The 17493-nt window shown below is 61.3% G+C and carries 17 protein-coding genes; 11 read left to right on the top strand and 6 right to left on the bottom strand.

Annotated features, from left to right (window positions below):
* Positions 1-42: 42 nt before the first annotated feature.
* Complete coding sequence (locus JZY06_RS09750) at positions 43-492, bottom strand: general stress protein (RefSeq protein ID WP_242516925.1); 450 nt, start codon at positions 490-492, stop codon at positions 43-45.
* A gap of 821 nt (positions 493-1313) precedes the next feature.
* On the opposite strand from JZY06_RS09750, the gene JZY06_RS09745 reads away from it, so the two are divergent.
* From JZY06_RS09745 to JZY06_RS09700, 10 genes are all read left to right on the top strand, one after another.
* Entirely contained in the window at positions 1314-2612 is a 1299-nt protein-coding gene (locus JZY06_RS09745; RefSeq protein WP_207279345.1) for a magnesium transporter MgtE N-terminal domain-containing protein, read from the top strand.
* Positions 2613-2728: 116 nt separating this feature from the next.
* Entirely contained in the window at positions 2729-3307 is a 579-nt protein-coding gene (locus JZY06_RS09740; RefSeq protein ID WP_207279344.1) for a DUF1003 domain-containing protein, read from the top strand.
* 97 nt (positions 3308-3404) lie between these two features.
* Complete coding sequence (locus tag JZY06_RS09735) at positions 3405-4547, top strand: Mrp/NBP35 family ATP-binding protein (protein ID WP_207279343.1); 1143 nt, start codon at positions 3405-3407, stop codon at positions 4545-4547.
* A 221-nt stretch (positions 4548-4768) separates the two neighbouring features.
* Positions 4769-5149, top strand: a complete 381-nt coding sequence (locus tag JZY06_RS09730) for a hypothetical protein (RefSeq protein WP_207279342.1) — start codon at positions 4769-4771, stop codon at positions 5147-5149.
* A 20-nt stretch (positions 5150-5169) separates the two neighbouring features.
* Positions 5170-6066, top strand: a complete 897-nt coding sequence (locus JZY06_RS09725; RefSeq protein ID WP_207279341.1) for a hypothetical protein — start codon at positions 5170-5172, stop codon at positions 6064-6066.
* A gap of 14 nt (positions 6067-6080) precedes the next feature.
* The gene (locus tag JZY06_RS09720; protein ID WP_207279340.1) at positions 6081-6620 is read left to right on the top strand and encodes a hypothetical protein; all 540 of its coding nucleotides are present in this window, start codon (positions 6081-6083) and stop codon (positions 6618-6620) included.
* Positions 6613-7092 (top strand): DUF7825 domain-containing protein, encoded by a 480-nt coding sequence (locus tag JZY06_RS09715; RefSeq protein WP_207279339.1) that lies wholly within the window; start codon positions 6613-6615, stop codon positions 7090-7092. Before JZY06_RS09720 ends, JZY06_RS09715 begins: the two co-directional genes overlap by 8 nt.
* Positions 7093-7112: 20 nt before the next feature.
* Entirely contained in the window at positions 7113-7259 is a 147-nt protein-coding gene (locus JZY06_RS09710) for a hypothetical protein (RefSeq protein ID WP_207279338.1), read from the top strand.
* Positions 7260-7329: 70 nt separating this feature from the next.
* On the top strand, positions 7330-7575 hold the full coding sequence (locus JZY06_RS09705; RefSeq protein ID WP_207279337.1) for a hypothetical protein: 246 nt from the start codon (positions 7330-7332) through the stop codon (positions 7573-7575).
* A gap of 237 nt (positions 7576-7812) precedes the next feature.
* Positions 7813-10992 (top strand): DEAD/DEAH box helicase, encoded by a 3180-nt coding sequence (locus JZY06_RS09700; protein ID WP_207279336.1) that lies wholly within the window; start codon positions 7813-7815, stop codon positions 10990-10992.
* Positions 10993-11570: 578 nt separating this feature from the next.
* Here the strand turns inward: JZY06_RS09700 and JZY06_RS09695 are convergent.
* The 3 genes from JZY06_RS09695 to JZY06_RS09685 all read right to left on the bottom strand — a co-directional run bounded on the left by JZY06_RS09695 (position 11571) and on the right by JZY06_RS09685 (position 14669).
* Positions 11571-13091: an SDR family oxidoreductase gene (locus tag JZY06_RS09695; RefSeq protein WP_207279335.1), complete on the bottom strand. Its 1521-nt coding sequence runs from the start codon at positions 13089-13091 to the stop codon at positions 11571-11573.
* A gap of 96 nt (positions 13092-13187) precedes the next feature.
* Positions 13188-14051 carry a YwqG family protein gene (locus JZY06_RS09690; protein WP_207279334.1) on the bottom strand — a complete coding sequence of 288 codons (864 nt, stop codon included), beginning with the start codon at positions 14049-14051 and terminating at the stop codon, positions 13188-13190.
* 78 nt (positions 14052-14129) lie between these two features.
* The gene (locus JZY06_RS09685) at positions 14130-14669 is read right to left on the bottom strand and encodes a DMP19 family protein (RefSeq protein WP_207279333.1); all 540 of its coding nucleotides are present in this window, start codon (positions 14667-14669) and stop codon (positions 14130-14132) included.
* A 403-nt stretch (positions 14670-15072) separates the two neighbouring features.
* Here JZY06_RS09685 and JZY06_RS09680 point away from each other — a divergent pair, with 403 nt between their 5' ends.
* Positions 15073-15294 carry a hypothetical protein gene (locus JZY06_RS09680; protein WP_207279332.1) on the top strand — a complete coding sequence of 74 codons (222 nt, stop codon included), beginning with the start codon at positions 15073-15075 and terminating at the stop codon, positions 15292-15294.
* 724 nt (positions 15295-16018) lie between these two features.
* Here the strand turns inward: JZY06_RS09680 and tatB are convergent.
* Both tatB and JZY06_RS09670 read right to left on the bottom strand, forming a co-directional pair.
* Positions 16019-16606: a Sec-independent protein translocase protein TatB gene (gene tatB, locus JZY06_RS12640; protein WP_207279331.1), complete on the bottom strand. Its 588-nt coding sequence runs from the start codon at positions 16604-16606 to the stop codon at positions 16019-16021.
* Between the two features lie 123 nt (positions 16607-16729).
* Positions 16730-17104, bottom strand: a complete 375-nt coding sequence (locus JZY06_RS09670) for an anti-sigma factor family protein (RefSeq protein ID WP_207279330.1) — start codon at positions 17102-17104, stop codon at positions 16730-16732.
* Positions 17105-17493: the final 389 nt, after the last annotated feature.

Below are 17493 nucleotides of genomic sequence, written 5' to 3'. Positions count from 1 at the left end.
CCGCACGGCCTGTTTTTCCACCGGCACGAAAGGAAACGGCAGCTACCGGCGGTTGTGGCGGTGGCGGCTGATCAGATCCCGTGCCCGGCGGGCTGAGTCGGGGGCGCAGATCACGTCGTAGCGGTTGGCGATGATTTCCGTGGTGGTGGCGAAATCCCTGGTGCCTCGGCTCATGGCGTAGGGCACACCGGCGGTGACCAGTCCGAAAACCACGCCCATGGCCAAACCGGCGACCAGCGGGGCGACCAGTTCGGTTTGGAACATGCTGATCAACAGCCCGATGAACAGGCCCATCCACGCCCCCGAAAGTGCCCCCCGGCCCAGGACTTTGCCCCAGCTGAGACGGCCGACGACTTTTTCGACCTCCATCAGATCCACCCCGATAATCGAGATGTCCTTAACCGGGAAGTCCCCGTCGTCGCTGAGCATGTCCACCGCCGCCTGGGCCTCGGCGTAGCTGGTAAACGATCCCACCGGCCATCCTGCGGGCATGGCTTTGACCGGTGCCGGGCTCTGTTTGCCGGGCACCCGGCCGGGTGCTGCACCACCGTCCGGTGCTGCACCGTTTTGTTCTTCCCGGTCACGCCACCCGCCGCCGGCCGGGGCTTTCGGTGGGCGGGAAGAGTTGTTTTTGTTCCTGCCGCCCAAAAGCCCGGGCCTGTTCCACACCCGGTCATCGCCGGGGTTACCGATCCCGCGCGACGATTCCCGGCGGGCGGCCGACGACCGGTTGCCCACCGGCTGGGTGGTACGCGGCCGGTCGGCGCCAGCCGGCCGGTCGGCGGGGTCTGCGTCGTCTGCTTGCCCAGCGGACTTTCCGTCGTGCTGGTGCCGGTCGTCGCTGTCACCGCTGTCGTCGACGAAGCCGTAGTGGAAACCGATCGCCGGGGGGTTGGTGGTCTCGGGGGTGTCAGGCTGTGACTGGCCCTGCTGCGGTGTGTCTCGGTGGCCGGAATTGTCATCGCGGGGGGTGGTCATGGCCATCACTTCTTCTGCTCGTTGGCGGGTGGAGGATTCTTTGTGGCAAAACGACACTGACCGTGCGGGCTTTCCGGCTGCGGCCGCACCCTGACCGTCTTTTTCTGCAGCTGCTGAGCGAAAAAACGCGGGGTGGGACAGGCAGTGGACCCGCACAGGGTTTTCGTCGGTCCTTATAACCCAACGTACCGGCCACCCGGTTATGTTCCCGCACCCGGCTTGTGTTGCCGTCTCCCGCACGTCGGCCCTCTTAGCCGCGGGCCACACCGGCGGCTGTGCGGCGGACGGGAAAGCAAATGGGGGCGCCGGCGGGTGAACCGGTAGACTTGGCCGCTATGAGCGCTATCACCCGTGTGTATGCCGGACGCCTTGCAGGCATGGTTGTCCGCGGCCCCGACGCCGACGCGATCGGCCGTGTCAGGGATGTGGTTGTCACCGTCCGCCAGACCGGGTCGGTCTCCCGGGCTTTGGGCCTGGTGGTGGAGATGGTGGGAAGCAAACGCATCTTTTTGCCCATGCTGCGTATCGCCGCGATCGAGCCGCAGGACATCACGCTGGTGACCGGATCGATTTCGATGCGGGGCTATTCCTCCCGCATCGGTGAGCTGACGATCATGGGTGATCTGATCGGCTCGAAGGTGCATGTCGACGATCCGGAGCACCCGGAGTTGAAGGGCCGGGCGCTGGAGATCGCCGACATTGAACTGGAACGCACCCGCACCCGCGACTGGGTGATCTCCCGGGTGGCGGTGTTTACCGAGAAACCCAAATTCGGGCGCCGTCCGAAGCTGGAGATTGTGCCGTGGAATGATGTGCACGGCATCGGTGCCGGCGGTGTCGGCCAGTCGAATGCCACCGCCGAGATGATCGCCGAATTCGAGGACATGCGCCCGGCGGATGTGGCGCTGAAAATGTATGAGCTTCCCGCCCACCAGCGCGAACAAATCGCCCAGGAACTCGACGATGAACGCCTGGCCGACATTATGCAGGAGCTGAGCGAAGAAAAGCAGGCCCAGCTTCTGGAGGCCTTCGATATCGAACGCGCCGCCGACGTGCTCGAGGAGATGGATCCGGATGATGCGGCCGACCTTTTGGGCGAGCTGCCCGATGAAAAAGCCGATGTGCTGCTGGAGCTGATGGATCCGGAGGAATCAGCACCGGTTCGGCGCCTGATGAACTTCTCCGACAACACCGTCGGCGCCCTGATGACCCCGGAGCCGCTGGTGACCACCCCGCAGACCACCGTCGCCGAGGCTCTGGCCATGGCCCGGGATCCCGATCTTCCGACTTCCCTGTCGTCGATGGTGTTTGTGGTGCGGCCGCCGACGGCCACCCCCACCGGCAAGTACTTGGGCTGCGTGCACCTGCAGCGGCTGCTGCGGGAACCACCGTCCTCACTGGTCGGCGGGGTGCTGGATCCTGATCTTCCGGCTCTTTTGGCCGATGATGACCAGGAAACAGCCGCCCGGTTTTTCGCCACCTACAACCTGGTGTGCGGGCCGGTGCTCGACGAGGACAAGCATCTTTTGGGCGCGGTGGCCGTCGATGACCTGCTCGACCACATGCTGCCCGAGGGCTGGCGCGACAAGGACCTGCGCACCGACGACGACACCCGGCAACCGCTGTTTCGCTGACCCCTGAAAAACCGCTCCCCGGTCCCTGCCGGGCCGGTTGCCCGGTGGCGGCAGGCTTTTTCTATTCTTTTTTCTGACCCCTCATTTCTTTTCCGGCACCGACAAGGAAGGTCCCCATGGCCGAAAACAAACGCAGCGACCTTGACACCCCCCTTGCCGGTCAGCGACGCAAACTACTGAAAATCGACGGCGACTCCGTCGGCGCCATGGCCGAGAAAGTCGCCCGGTTTTTCGGCACCGGTGAATACCTGTTCTGGCAGACGGTGTTTGTGGCCATGTGGATCGCACTCAACGCCGTCGCCTGGGCGGGCCGCTGGGATCCGTACCCGTTCATTTTGCTCAACCTGGCGTTTTCCACCCAGGCCGCCTATGCCGCACCCCTGATCCTTCTGGCCCAGAACCGGCAGGAAGACCGGGACCGGGTGTCGTTGGCCGAGGACCGGCGGCGCAGTGAACAAACCAAAGCCGACACCGAGTTTCTGGCCCGGGAACTGGCCAGTGTCAGGCTGGCTGTCGGCGAGGGGGTCACCCGTGACTATCTGCGCCACGAGCTGGAGGATCTCACCGAACTGATTGAGCGCCTGGAATCGAAGATCGACGACGAGTGGGCGTCCCGCCGCCGGGAAGCCCAGGGCGCCGACAGCAACCGGCATCTGGAAAAACCCCGCCACGGCGCCGACCACGACGACGACTGACAACCGGTGGCTGACTGCCCAGTCGGCGCATACCGGATGCCGCCCCGGTCGCGGCTCGTCTTCGGTTCCCCGGGTGCTGCCGGGTAGACTTGCGCGCGTGAGCGAGAAGATTACCGAAAGCAAAGTCAACGAGGCGCTGGCCCGGGTCGAGGACCCGGAGATCGGCCGGCCCCTGACGGAACTGGGCATGATCAAATCAGTGTCCATCACCGGCGATGATGTCGCAGTCGAAATCTATCTCACGATTGCCGGCTGCCCGATGAAAACCACCCTGGTGAAAAACACCGAGGAAGTGCTCAAAGAAATCCCCGGGATCGGTGAAGTCACCGTCACCACCGATGTGTTCACCGACGAGCAGCGCCGGGAGTTGAAGAGCAAACTCCGCGGCCCCGGCGGCCATGACGGGGTGGTGCCTTTCACCAAACCCGGCAACACCACCCGGGTGTATGCGGTGGCCTCCGGCAAAGGCGGGGTCGGCAAATCGTCGATGACCGTCAACCTGGCGGCGGCATTGGCGAAAAAGGGATTGAGTGTCGGGGTGCTCGACGCCGACATCTACGGCCACTCGGTGCCGAAAATGCTCGGTTCCGGTGAAGCCCCCCACCAGGTCGACGAGATGATCATGCCGCCGGTGGCCCACGGAGTGAAGATGATCTCCATCGGGCATTTCGTGGAAGGCAACTCCCCTGTCATCTGGCGCGGACCGATGCTGCACCGGGCGATCAACCAGTTTTTGTGCGACGTGTTCTGGGGCGATCTGGATGTGCTGCTGCTTGATCTTCCCCCCGGCACCGGCGATGTGGCCATCACTGTGGCCCAGCTGGTGCCCAATGCGGAGCTGCTGATTGTCACCACCCCGCAGGCCGCTGCCGCAGAGGTCGCCGAACGTGCGGGCTCGATCTGCCAGCAGACCAACCAGAAAATCGCCGGTGTCATCGAGAACATGGGCGCGATGGTCATGCCCGACGGCCAGGTGGTCGATGTTTTCGGCGCCGGTGGCGGACAGTCGGTGGCCGACCGGTTGTCGATTCTCACCGGTGTGGAAATTCCGCTTTTGGGTGAGGTTCCGCTGGATCCTGCATTGCGGGCCGGCGGGGATGTCGGGGTACCACTGGTGATCAGCCACCCGGAGTCGCCTGCGGCGGAAGAGATCGGCAAAATCGCCGACAAACTGGTGGTCCGCGACAAAGATGATTCCCTGGCAGGAAAGTCACTGAACCTCGGGGTGACCAACCCTTAAAAAAACACGCCACGGACCACACCACCGGCCGACAAACACCACAGCCCCCGGATGACAATTCTTTTTCCGGCGGGCTGTTGTTGTTTTTCTCTCTCCCCTGCCCCTTCCCCCGGCGCGCCGGCACAGACTGCTTCCAGTCGGAGTCGGGGTCGATTTTTATTCCAATTCCAACCCCACTTTGTCTCCTTTGAACCGGAAATGAGCCACCATGCCGGCACACCGTGAATCCACCCCTTACTTCTGCTGCGAACCTGCCCGCGGCCGACCGGCAGGTGCTGCTGGACCAGTACCTGGTGGATGGATTACGCACCGATTGGGAAAAACTGCACGCAATTGTGGCCGGGGCCGGTGAGCGGGAAAGAGCGCAGCTTGCACGCTGCTTGGCTCCCCTTCTTGAGTCGACCGACAAGAAGGATCTGTCAGCAGCTGATTTGTATCTGCTGGGCGGGTTGGGAAGCTTCGGCGAAGTGCTCGGTTATCTCTCCATGTTTTCCCCAAGCCCGGCAAGCTCTTTGACGCGCACGCCACAGGTGGTCCTCATCTGCAGCCACTGCGGACCCGGGCTTTCCTGGCGGCGGTATGCACCCGTGATACCCACCTGATAGAGCAACTGGCCACCTTCGTGCTGATTCCGTTCAATGTGCTGGTTGAGCTGCCGCAGATCGATGATCTGGACGCCACCCCGGCGTATCTGCGGGCTTTTATCCTGGCAATGGGGGATAATTTGATCGCCGACGGCACACCCGACCAACCCCAAAGCCCGCAGATGGCTGTGGATCGCCTGCTGTCGCGTAGGCGGTTTACCGCCACCGATCTTCCCGCTACCTTCCGGGTGGAGGAGATGGGCAACTGCCGCGAGGCGCTTTACATCTTCGCCTCCCACTGGAAGCCTGTTTTAGCCCTGTTGGGCAAAACTGATCCCGCTCTTCGCCAGCGCCTGCTGGGTGCCAGCGTGGAAGGTCTGCTGCGGGACTTTAAGGCCATAAAATGCCAGTGGTCCAGGAAAGCGCATCTGGCTCTCAGCCCGGACATCATCGATATCATGAACCGCTTCGACCGTTATCTGGCGGTTGTTGCCGCCACCCCGTCAGCATCGGTGGGGATGGCGCTGGATTTGCTGGCAAAGGTGGTCGGGGAACTCGACCAGCTGCAGTGCGAGCGCTTGATTGAGGTGGGTTCGGCGGTACTTGTCCGGCAGGAAAAAAGCTTCTCAAAGCGCAGCTGCTGCTTGCCGGGATTGCAGACCGCTATCCCGTACTGCTTCCGGCAATACAGCAGCAGGTGTCACCGGTTGTCGATGATCTTCCCCTTCAGCTGCGCGCCATCGCAGTCAACCACAAGCTGGCCGGCGGAAACCCCGGCAGAGTCACCGCCAGCCCCCAATCCCCTGTTTATTCAACTACCGGGCCGTCAACCACCGCCTCTTGGGTGGGTATGCTGCCGCCGCCCACAGCCAGCATGCCAAAAGAAAAGGTGCAAACGCTTGCACCAGTGGATGGTGCCGGCGGGGAAGAGCTGATTATCCAGCAGATTATGGCGCACAACTGCAGTGGGGAGAATTTGCTGCAGCTTTTGATCCACTGGGCCTGTCACGGGGTGGGCGTCCCCGTACCGGGTGTCACCGCCCGGGCGGAAAAAATCGTGGCCGCACCCAGGTTGGCGGATATCGCTGATCTGCGGACGGCGATCTGCTCGAAAATTCTGCCCGGCCACAAACCCATCCGCACCCTGATGCATTCCACCTGGAACCGGCAGAGAAACAACTACAGCCTTGAGCCGCAGCGCGGGGAGTCGGTGTACGGGATCCTCATCGACCAGATTTTCTGGCTCGGCAAAGGCGAGGCAGGCAACAAACGCCTGATTGACACCCCGCTTGCCCACCAACCATTCGCCTGGCGCAAAGAGCAGGTGACGTTGCACATCCGCTATGAGACCACCACCCTTCCGCTGTGGCGCATCAACGGACAAGACACCGGTGGCTCCAGGGTCACACCAGCCCGGAAACTGCTCGATTTCAGCCACGCCGACCAGTACGGGACACTTGTCAAAAAAACTTGCCGACCAGATGGCTGACTGGCACACGGTCATGGAATGGCTGGCCTGGATTGTCCAGTACAACCCGGATATTCTTGCCGCCCACGCCCACCCGCTACTGGCTGCGGCCACCGAGTCGGCCCCCCTCAACGGCACCGGTGCGGTGTTGGCTGGTTTGGCCGGATCCCGGTATCTACCGGAACGGCCCACTTACTCGGCACTGGGTCTTGCCGCAGGTGCCAAAGATCCGGTGCAGCGTATTGCGGCGGCAGAAACCATGGCTGCTCTGGCGGATCGGAATCGTGTCGATCCGGTGCTGTTGTCTTGTGAGCTTTCCAGCCTGCTTGAAGGCGGCAATATCACAGCTTCCCGGGTGGCCGATACGATCCGGCAGGCAGCCGAGATTTCCCCGGTGACGGGCCTTCGCATGCTGCAGGTTCTGCTGGGACTGCTGGACCAACTGCACGATATTCCCACCCCGCACCCCTGGTGGAAACCCTGTGGCGATTAACCGAATCCTACGGGGTGGCAGTGAAGTTGCCCGAGAGCCTTGCCCCTCACACCGCCGGCACCGGTGTGCTGGCAGCCAACCTGCAGGCCATAGCTGCCCGGGAGCACCGGCCCACCGGGCTTTTCACCGCCGCCGTCGGGGGTCTCTTGAACTTCTTCCGCAACTGACAAGACGACAATGGCCGGGGATTTGCCGGGTGCTATTCTCACCGCCACATGCACGAAGGAGGTGCCGCCCATGAGATTCGAGCCGGATGACAAGGAACTGGGCCGGATTGTCCAACCGGCAGTGGAGGAATGCGCCGATAGCTTGAACCGGGAGTTTCAAACACTTTACCGCTGCTGGCAGGGTCAGCCACAGGAGCGCATCAAAGAGGCCATCCGGGAGGTATTCACCCGACACGGCGGCACCGTCAGTGAAAAGGAACTCACCGACTACGCCCGGCTGATCAGCGACGGCACAAACATCCGTTTTCTCCCCTGACACGCTTGTCACCGCTGCCCACCGGGAGGTTATTGGCCAACACCGCGGCCTGGTCGACGATGATCAACTGCACGTTCGGGCACAGATGATCAGTCAAAGCACCCCTTTCAAGGTTCACCGCCGAAGCCGGTGAATAGAAAACTTTTTCGGTAGCACATTTCACCTGATACCGGGGTTGTTGCCTAGAGTTGAAGCAAGCCCGCTTCCCAGAGCCGTTTTCTCCCCGAAGGACAACCAGTGTTCAACCGTTTGAAAAAAGCCTTCTCCTCCGCCATCCAGGCCCCTGCCCCGGATAAGGATGACGAACCTGGAAACAAGCGGGCCGAACAAACGGTCCCGGCCACGGGCGGCAACGATGACCGGCAACCGGAAGATGATGTGTCCACCGACTGCATCATCGACTATTTTTCCCGGGTACTGCGCCGGGGCGATTTGGGTGCCGTCACCTACAGCGGTTCCGACTACATCACGGTTTCACCGGAATGCCTGGCCGCAGCCCAGATACCACAGGACAAAGCCGACAAACTGTTTGCAGCCCACGCCGCAGCCAACCACAAGCCCAAGTTCACCCCGCCGGAAACCCTGTCGGTGGCGATCTCGCCGGTCACGGCCGTCAGCGGCAAAAAAAAGACCGGGATTTTGACTCTGGCCGCCGAACTGTGGAGAGACGGCACCATCGAGGCCGCCTGGGTTTTCGGCAGCAACCCCTGGATTCCGGCCGCAAACCTCCTGTCCCCGGGTATCACCCCCGAGAACATCACCGTCGGCACCATGGACAGTTTCTTCCGGGCTTTCGACCCCACCGACACTCCCGCCAGGGCTGTCACCAACCATCTTGAGTTGTGCCACGACTTCTTTGAGCGGGTGGCGGGAAAATCCGTCGGCGAATTCGCCGCCGAACACACCGGCACCACCGGAATGCGCATTGTCGCCGACAAATGCTACGTCCGGGTCTACGACCGCATCAGGGCCGTCGACGAGCTGCTGCAAACCTACGAGTTTCTTGCCCAGCAGGATAAGAAACCACCGTTGTTTGAAACCATGGCCGTAGGTTTCACCGGAAAGCGCACCCACACCGACGCCCTCGGGACAAGCCTCCACCAGTTGGCTGCAGAATCCTGCGGCTCGATGTCCCGCAACTATTGTTTGACTGATTCCCAGCGCACAGCGGTCCACGGTTTTCTGGCTTCCGGATCCGGCGAGGTAACAGCGGTGACCGGTCCTCCCGGTACCGGCAAAACCACCATGCTGCAGTCGGTGGTGGCCAATCTTTTGACCCGCCACGCACTGACCGGTAAACGCCCACCGGTGATTGTGGGTACTTCCACCAACAATCAGGCGGTCACCAACATCATCTCTTCCTTCAGCTCGGTCGCGGCCGATAATCCGGGCCCGTGGGAGACCCGGTGGCTGCCGGCCAAACCCGCACCAGACTCCCCCGGCCCCTTGCAGCCGCTGAAGTCGCTGGCCGTTTACTGCCCCTCGAAAGCGAAACTCGACCGGGCGGAAAAACAGTATCTGGTGGAAACTCCCGGACGCCAGAAAACCTATGCCGACTACACCGCCCCCGACTACCTGGAAAAGGCGGAAGACTATTTCGTCAGCCGATTCACCGAAGCCACCGGCACACACCGGCCCCAACTGAGCATCAGGGAGGTAAAAAACATCATCCACGGGCATCTGGTTGAGATCGACCGGGTGCGGTGCACACTCATCGACACCATGGCCGAATCCGGGCCGGGACCCAAATTTTCCCTTGCCTGCGCCGGACTCGACCGGCTGCCCATGGTCGGCGACTGCACCGACCTCACACAGATTGCCGACTGCACCAGCCTTACTGAACTGGACCGGGTACTCGACACCACTCTCCGCTACGCCGAATTCTGGTTGGCGGCGCACTACTGGGAGGCCACCTGGCTGGAAGAGAAAGACCGCTTCTTCGACAAAAACGAACGCTTCAAAACAACCGGCCCCTTCAACGACACCTACTGGTCACAGGCACCCTGTTTGACCCCGTGTTTCGTGATGACTGTCTACCAGCTGCCGAAATATTTCCACGTCTACACCGACACGCACCATCCGCGGTCTTTCGACCTCAACCGCATTGATCTACTGATCGTCGATGAAGCGGGACAGGTTGGTGCACCGTTGGGGCTTCCGGCGTTCGCACTGGCCGACAGAGCCCTGGTTGTCGGCGATGAGAAACAGCTCTCCCCCATCTGGACTCTCACCGAAACCACCGACTGTGAGATCGCCCGGAAAAGCGGCATCAGCGACAGCGCCTGGCAGAACAACCTGAAAAAACGGGGACTGACCGCATCCAATCCGTCAAACCTGATGCGGGTGGCAAGCCATGCCGGCCGGTGGTGCCACGGCACAGCCCAGGCGACAACACAACCGGGGCTGCTTCTCCTGGAGCATTTCCGCTGCCACCCGGACATTATCGGCTTCAGCAACAAGCTGCTCTACGACGGTCTGCTCAAGCCCAGCCGGCCGAAAGAATCATTCAGGTTGACCGACCAGGGTTTGGAAAAACACATCCAGTTCATTACCCTGCCGGCATCAAAGGACACCCGGCTCGGCAACTCCCGGTACAACACCGCCGAAGCCCGGGCAGTAGCCGACTGGATTGTCGACAACTACGCGCACCTGCATGCGATGTACCACCCCGGTGAACCTGTGGCGGCAGATGAACTGATTGCGGTTGTGACACCGTTCAAACCGCAGGTCGACAAGATCAGAAAAGCGATTTCAAAGGCGGTGGACGATGCCCCGGACGAGAAAAACCTGCCCGCTGATCTTGCCACCGCCATCACCGTGGGAACCGCCCACGCACTGCAGGGCGCGGAACGGCCGGTGGTGGTGTTTTCCCCGGTCTACGGCGAAAACAGCGCCCAGTCCGGATTCATCGATGACCATCCCCAGCTGATGAATGTGGCTGTTTCCAGGGCCAGGGACCTGTTTGTGGTCATTGGCGCACCCGTGCGGTGGAACCGGGGACCGGTGTTTTCGGTGTTGGCCCGTCACGCGGAAAAAACCCGGGACGTCTTCCCCCACTGCACCCCCGCACCCGGTGTTTCAACCCAACCGGAGACGTCTTCGCCGGGCGCACCTGAGCCGCCGATATCGGCCACAGGTCTTCTGCGCCGGTGGCAGGCGATGAATATTCTTCACGACAATGACACCCTGTCGACTGCTGCGGAACTCAACCAGCGGCTCAGCGCCGCAGGTGTTCTGCAGGGTGGGGCCGGACACTGGTCACCAACCCCTCTGGCCGAGTACCTGGGTGCCGAATTACAGCCCCTTAAAAGACCGGGACAACAACCGGTCAACTATGTGCTCTACAACGAGCAACTGCAGGAAATCCTCACCGGGATGTACCTCGACGGAAAACTTGCGGATACAACCAACCCTTGAAAGAAGCACTGTTGCTTTCCCTCACGGCATCTTCTCTTTGCCCGGGCAACACGCCAGCAGCGTTAGACCAGCCACTCAAGCCCCCATCTCTGTGTGACTGCGGCACATCCAGCTGACGGTATGTGGTCCAGCCCGGGTTTTTAACGATCCGGAACCCCGCCACAGCCAGACGGCTTGATGCCGGCTCCAGCTTGCTTGATGCAGGTTGTCTTAGCATTATTGTGTTCACTGCCACGGGGACACAAGGGATGACCACCTGCTCACCAGGATCAGGGGCCACACCACCGGCGACGATGACGGACAGTGTGAGCTGGTTTCGACGATGGGTGTCAGCTGATGTGAAACGGCATGCCGTTCGCCACGTATGTTGCCCTTGATCCCGGCTGCTGCTGTTGTCGCATGACACCACCGCAATGGGAGCGTTTCGCCCCGCACGGCCCGGCGGGGTGCCCTTGGTGCAACGCTGAGCTGCCCCGTCAAACGAGAAAAGACAGCAGCACAAACCCGGGTGGCCCCCTGTCGGGGAAGGTTTAGGTGGTGCAGTGGTATCCGGCCGCAACCGGGCACCGGATGCTTTTTCACCCGTCAGTTGGGTCACCGGCGGCTGCCGCACGTTTTTCAGCTTCGGCGAGAATATTGTCGGCCATGGCGGGAAATACGAATCCGTGGGCGGGATAGATTGACCACCAGTAGACCAGGCCCGCCAAACCGTGCGGAAAGAATATGGCGCGGTGCCGGTAGCGGCAGCCGGTGCCGTTGTCGTCCCGGTCGAGGACTTTAAATTCCAGCCAGGCGTCCCCGCTGACCCGCATATCAGCCCGCAGCAGCAGTGTCCGGGGGCGGTCGATCTTTTCGACTGTCCACCAGTCCAGGCAATCCCCCACCCGCAGGTTCGTCGGCGAACGTCTGCCCCGGATCAAACCGGGACCGGTGGCCAGTACATCGATCCAGCCGCGGATTTTCCACAGCAGTGGCACCGAATACCAGCCGTTGGCGCCGCCGATGGACTCAATGACCTCAAACAGCTGCTCTTTACTGGCGGTGGTGGTGCGGATGCGGGTATCGACGAAGTACTTTTTTCCGGCCCAATCAGGATCGCCCGGCAAGGGCCTGGCGGGCGCATAGTCGGTGTCAGCGTAGTCATCGGTGAAGCGGGTCTCCACTTGGTCGAGTTCCACCTCGTCAAGTGCCAGGGCAATTGCTTCGCGGTAACTGGTCAGTCCGCCTTCCGGGCGGGCTATCACTTCGTCGATGTCGCGTTCAGTGACCACCGCGTCAACCGAGAGGGATTTAATCAGTGGCTTGGCCGTGGCACCGGGTACCGGTGTGACCACGCCCACCCAACGGGACGCCAGGGCTGGGGTGAACACCGGAAGCGGGATCATGATTCTTCTCCGCAGGCCCGCAACCTCTGCGTAGGTGTTCATCATGCCGCCGTAGGTCAAGTCCTCTTCCCCGCCGATATCCCACGTCCGCGAGATGGGAAACTCTGCGGTGGCCGCCTGCACAAGATAGTGCAGGGCATCGCCGATGGCGATCGGGGTGACTTTGTTGCGCACGAATTTCGGGGTGACCATCACCGGCAGACGGTCGGTTAAGTGGCGGATCATCTCAAAGGAAATCGAACCGGAGCCGACCACAATCCCAGCCTGGAAGACAATGCTCAAAAGACCTGACTCAAGAAACACCCGTCCCACACCCTCCCGGGAGGCCATGTGGTCACTGTGCCGGTCCGGATCCTGCAGGCCGGACAAATAAATGAGCCGCTGCACACCGGAAGTTCGGGCCTGCTCCACCAAATTGTTCGCACACCGCAGTTCCAGTTCCCGAAACTTTTTGTCATCCCCCATCGAATGGACCAGGTAGTAGACCACATCAATGCCGTCACAAACCCCTGCCAGCGAATCCGGATCCGACAGATCGCCGACGAAAACCTCCACATCCTCTGCCCAGCCAAGATCAGCCAAACGAGCGGGATTGCGCACCAGCACCCGGACGCGGTGGCCCCGGGCTACCAGCAACGGGGCCAGACGGCCCCCCACATATCCGGTAGCACCTGTCAGCAGAACGGTTGGTTGGCTGGTGTCGGTAGCAGTCATATTTCCCACTGTACGGAACAAACCACCACTACATCCGGCAGTCGGCCGCACCGGTGTATGGTGCTGCCCCTCTTCCACAGGCCTCCAGCAAACGTGCTATCCGCAGTCCCAGTTGAAAATGCAGTTGGCGAAATCCAGATCGGCGAGCTGCTGTGGCCGGGCAAAGAAACCGCCCACTCCCAGATCACCCCACATCATCTCGTAGCCGGGACCGTTGACAGTCTCGATCTGCAACAGCAGCTCGGTGTAGTCATCCAGTGGGTCCTCGAAGCGGGGATCTTCCTGGGTAAAAGAGCCGTATCCGCCGATCTGGCATTGCTCCTGGCCCCAGAATTTTTCGTTGGCCGCGTCGAAAAGCTCTTCGTCAATGTCGTTGAGCTCCCAGAGATTGTCGAGAGGACAGTCGGGGAAGAACTCATTCCACTTTTCGGTAAACACTGCATCAAAGCGGAAGTCGGTGACCCGGATGCTCTGCTTGCCCGGGGTGAAGACCATTGCCAGTGGGGCGCCTTCAAAGATCGGGGTATACAACTCCCCGTCATCGGCCTTCTGCGGCCGGTAGATGGCGGACAGTTCCTCGGCGCTGAGATGGTCGGTGATCTCAGGATGGTAGATGACCCGTTTTCCCGCGTCAGAGAGGATGTCCTCGAAATCCATTCCCATCACATCATCTGAGCCGTCAATCCAGAACTGCATGATTCCGGTGTCCGGGTAGATATTGTTGGCCGGCAGTTCCGCGCAGTTGATCTGCGCCAGCATGTACATCTGACCGCCAGCTTCCGTGCACGGAATACTGCACTCGCGCGGCAGATAGAACAATCCGCCGAAGTTGCTGCCGGTGCGTTCCAGTACCGCCCCGGGCTGCGGGGTGATGGTGATGATGTCGACTGCTGTTTCTGCCGCGAGATGATCGAAAAACTGCTTGACGCGGTCTTTGCCGGGGACTGCCGGTTGGTTCATGGCTTGAAATTACATTCTTTCTTTGTCGTATTTTCCGGCCACATCCATCGGATTGCCGGGGCTGGGTTTGCTGTCGGACTATCCGTAGGACGGGATTTCCCCGTCGAAGGTGAACTGCCCTGCATTGTTTTTCACCCAGGCACGCTGCTTTTCCTCCCGGTCGGCCAGTAGCTCGTCGCTGTAGAAGCGGCTGTCCAGCTCTTCGAGCAGCCCGTGGGCATCCGTCTCCCGCAGTTGCTGCAGACGCTGTCGGCGGGCTTTCCTGTCTTTGGCAGGCTCACCGCCGTACCAGGTACCGACCGCGTCGAGAATGTCCACTGTGTCCCGGTCGCCGATGGCGGTGAAACCTGCATATGCATCGGCCCACACCATGCCGGTGGAGTTGCCGAGGAACTGGTCGAAGCCGCCATTGCACACCTCGGATTCCATCCAGTTCATCGCGAACAACATCCGCTGGAAGACAGTGAATTCCGCCAGTGAACGTTCGTAGAGGGCACCATCGGCATAAAAATTGCCTGTGAAGTGCATCGGCTCCATCACCTCCCACAAATCCCCGTCAGTGGCGCTGCGCCGTACGTCAACGGCGGTGAGGGTGATGCGTCTGGTGGTGTGCTCCATATCCGGATGCTAGCAAGCAATACTGCTGCAGCTCCACGGGTAAAGCCGCAGCCACCCCTTCACAGGCAACGTCTGCACCACCAGCCGGATACTCTTAGTCCCCGCCCTCCGCGGCTCCGGTTGTCAGCAAGTACTCCGGCACCACATTCATGAACTGCACAGTGACGTATCAGGCGGTGACACCGTGACCTGGATTCTGGAAAAATCAGCAACCCCGCCCTTTTAAGGCCCGCTTGCCCCCCGTTGTCCGTCCCCGTGGAGGTGACTTGTGAGCGCATCGTCCCCGCCGGCTGTGCTTGAGTCGATACGACAACACAGCGGGTGGTCCAACAAGGAGCCCACCCGGACATTTCCGGAAGGGAGCCACTGGGCTTCCAAAGAAAAGCACCCTGGTCCAGCAAAGATGAGGGAGCTTGCCCATTTCTCCGCTGTTCCTCTGGGCCATTTCTTCCTCGACAATCCCCCACCGGTTACTGTCCCCATTCCGGATTTTTCAGATAAATCGCTAAAAAGCACCCCGGCAAAAAATCTGCGGGAGACCATCCTGCTCAATCAGCGGCGCCAGGAGTGGAATTTCGTGGGTGCACCGGAGCTGAAGTTTTGTGGGAAGCACCCAGTGCTTTGATGTTTCACCGGGCCGCGGATGCCATGACAACGGCCCTTGATTACTCCGCCGCAGACCGCAAAGTACTTCACAAGTATCGGCGACGCCGGACACCCCGTATCCGGGCTTTCGACAACCTCGGGGCTGGTTGTCGTTGATTTGGTGGCGGGAAACTCCACCAAGCGAATACCGGATATCGACACGTTCCGGGGGTTTCACGCTGTATTCACCACTAGCACCGCTGGTTGTCATCGACGCCAACGACACCGGGAATGGACAGGTGTTTTCCCTCCTGCACGCATTCGCCCATGTTTCTCAAAGGGGCGAATCGGGTATCGGCGGTGGGGGCGAACCGTCGGGCGAGCGCGACAGCTCCCAGAAACGATGGTGCGGCGCTGCTGCCACCGCCACCGCGGTTCCTTCCGCAGATCTTCGCGCTGCTTTCGCAACTGAGCACAAGGTAACTCCCACAATCAGCACTCGACAGGCTGAGGGGATGGTACTGGTGTGCGGCCTCGGTCATCCTCCTGAGGGGGAAGGATTTGTTCCCGCACAGGGTTTTCCCGGGTTTATCGGGCAGAGCGGGAAAAAGTGATTGCGAAGATGAACGACATACCCCACTCCAGCGGCAGCAATGGCGTCATTGACCCGCGTCGCGAACCGGGTCCGGGACGGGAGCAGCCCCTGTGTTGCCGAAAAGTTGTCTTTCGGGTTGCACTGAACACCGGTTTTTCCGGGGCACAGGCTAAATGACGTCGTCCCAGTCACCGGGGCTGTTTGTCGCCTGATTGTTGTCCGGCGATGCGGGTGCAGCATGTGGTCCGCTGTTGTGTGGGCCGTGCTGATTATTGTGGCCGGCTAACTGCTGGGTGGACTGCAGGCTGGGTGGAACCGCATTACTGCCTGCGGTGGGTGTCGGCTTGCCGGTGGATGAAGGCCTGGGGATGCGTACCGTTTCCGGGGAAGTCTCCGGGTGCTGCCGTTGCTGTCTGGCACGTTGCGCCTGACCTGCTGTTGTGGTCGAGGACATGATCTTGTTCGGATCAAACGAGTCCAGAAAAGTGGTGTCCCCGTCCAGCAGTGTTTTCGTCAATGCGGCTTTCGGCCCCATGGCCCTCAGCTGGGCGATCTGGCCGATGGGTTCAGCAAGTTCCCTGAACTCGTCGCCGACTTCCTCGTTGAGTTCCTGTTTGACGTTGTCGATGGCCCGTCTGGCGGCAATGATCGCGGCGCGCACGTCTTCCACGACACGGGGAAGCCTCTCCGGGCCGATGACGATCAGGCCAATGACGAGACAGGTGAAAATCTCCGGCCATCCGATAGACGAGAACACCCCGCCAGTTTAACCTGCCGGGGCATGTCGTACCGGGGATGGGTCAGCTATGGGTTTTCCGGTGGCAGCAGGATGGTCCACCGGTCCGGGGACGGGCCGACACAGGCTGGTGTTCCACGGTTTTCAACGGGTACGGGTGCGGCGGACCGCACGGTAAAGGTAGTCGACTTTGCCGAGAAATCCCTCGGGTTCCCGGTCAAGATCCTCCGCCCCCGGGCCTGCCGGACAGGAGACGGCGATACGGGTCAGTTTCTGCACCAGTTCGCTGGGTGCCTGAATATCCTCGCTGTCGCTGCGCAGCCTGTCGGCGGCGAAACGCTGGCGGTCAACTTCCCCGCGGCATTCCGTGCAGTGCACCATGTGGACTTTCGCGCGGTGGGTGGCAGCCGGGGTCAGTTCGCCGTCCACGAAGGAAGCGACCGCCTCGGCCGACAGATGCTCCTGGGAAGCGAACTTTCTGGGGCGTCGGGCTTTGGGTGTCTGATGTGTCTGGGACATAAATCACCGGTCGCCGACGGAGGAAACTCCGCCGGGTGGCCTGCACCTCCTTGTCGGACAATCAGTGCCAGTGTGGCGTGTGCGTGACAGGACCGGATCCGGTGGCGGCGACGGACGCGTTACACCGGCCGATCTCTTGTGGCCTTCACTTCGTCAACGGGTCCGGTGGCGGCAAAGTTCCCGGTTCCCCGTTGTTGGTGCCCGCTGACGAGAGTAGTTGTCTTTTATCTCCGGTGCAGGAAAGTCCACGGCCGCCAACGGTGGACGTGCCTGCGCCGTGTGCGGGAACCACTCGGTCCCGGTGCCCGGAAAGCTTGTGGTGCAGATATTGGCCCGCTTGGCCGGGTGTCCGGAGAAAAACCGCGTCACCCCCTGGTACACGGCAACCC

This window comes from Corynebacterium mendelii (assembly GCF_017307055.1).
Classification (GTDB): Bacteria; Actinomycetota; Actinomycetes; order Mycobacteriales; family Mycobacteriaceae; genus Corynebacterium; species Corynebacterium mendelii.
This window is presented reverse-complemented; position numbering and strand designations above follow the sequence as displayed.

Excerpts from the sequence above, each read along its gene's own strand:
- JZY06_RS09750 (WP_242516925.1), bottom strand. The coding sequence starts at position 492 with ATGCCCGCAGGATGGCCGGTGGGATCGTTTACCAGCTACGCCGAGGCC.
- JZY06_RS09745 (WP_207279345.1), top strand. The coding sequence starts at position 1,314 with ATGAGCGCTATCACCCGTGTGTATGCCGGACGCCTTGCAGGCATGGTT.
- JZY06_RS09740 (WP_207279344.1), top strand. The coding sequence starts at position 2,729 with ATGGCCGAAAACAAACGCAGCGACCTTGACACCCCCCTTGCCGGTCAG.
- JZY06_RS09720 (WP_207279340.1), top strand. The coding sequence starts at position 6,081 with ATGGCGCACAACTGCAGTGGGGAGAATTTGCTGCAGCTTTTGATCCAC.
- JZY06_RS09715 (WP_207279339.1), top strand. The coding sequence starts at position 6,613 with ATGGCTGACTGGCACACGGTCATGGAATGGCTGGCCTGGATTGTCCAG.
- JZY06_RS09705 (WP_207279337.1), top strand. The coding sequence starts at position 7,330 with ATGAGATTCGAGCCGGATGACAAGGAACTGGGCCGGATTGTCCAACCG.
- JZY06_RS09695 (WP_207279335.1), bottom strand. The coding sequence starts at position 13,091 with ATGACTGCTACCGACACCAGCCAACCAACCGTTCTGCTGACAGGTGCT.
- JZY06_RS09690 (WP_207279334.1), bottom strand. The coding sequence starts at position 14,051 with ATGAACCAACCGGCAGTCCCCGGCAAAGACCGCGTCAAGCAGTTTTTC.
- JZY06_RS09685 (WP_207279333.1), bottom strand. The coding sequence starts at position 14,669 with ATGGAGCACACCACCAGACGCATCACCCTCACCGCCGTTGACGTACGG.
- JZY06_RS09680 (WP_207279332.1), top strand. The coding sequence starts at position 15,073 with ATGAGGGAGCTTGCCCATTTCTCCGCTGTTCCTCTGGGCCATTTCTTC.
- JZY06_RS09670 (WP_207279330.1), bottom strand. The coding sequence starts at position 17,104 with ATGTCCCAGACACATCAGACACCCAAAGCCCGACGCCCCAGAAAGTTC.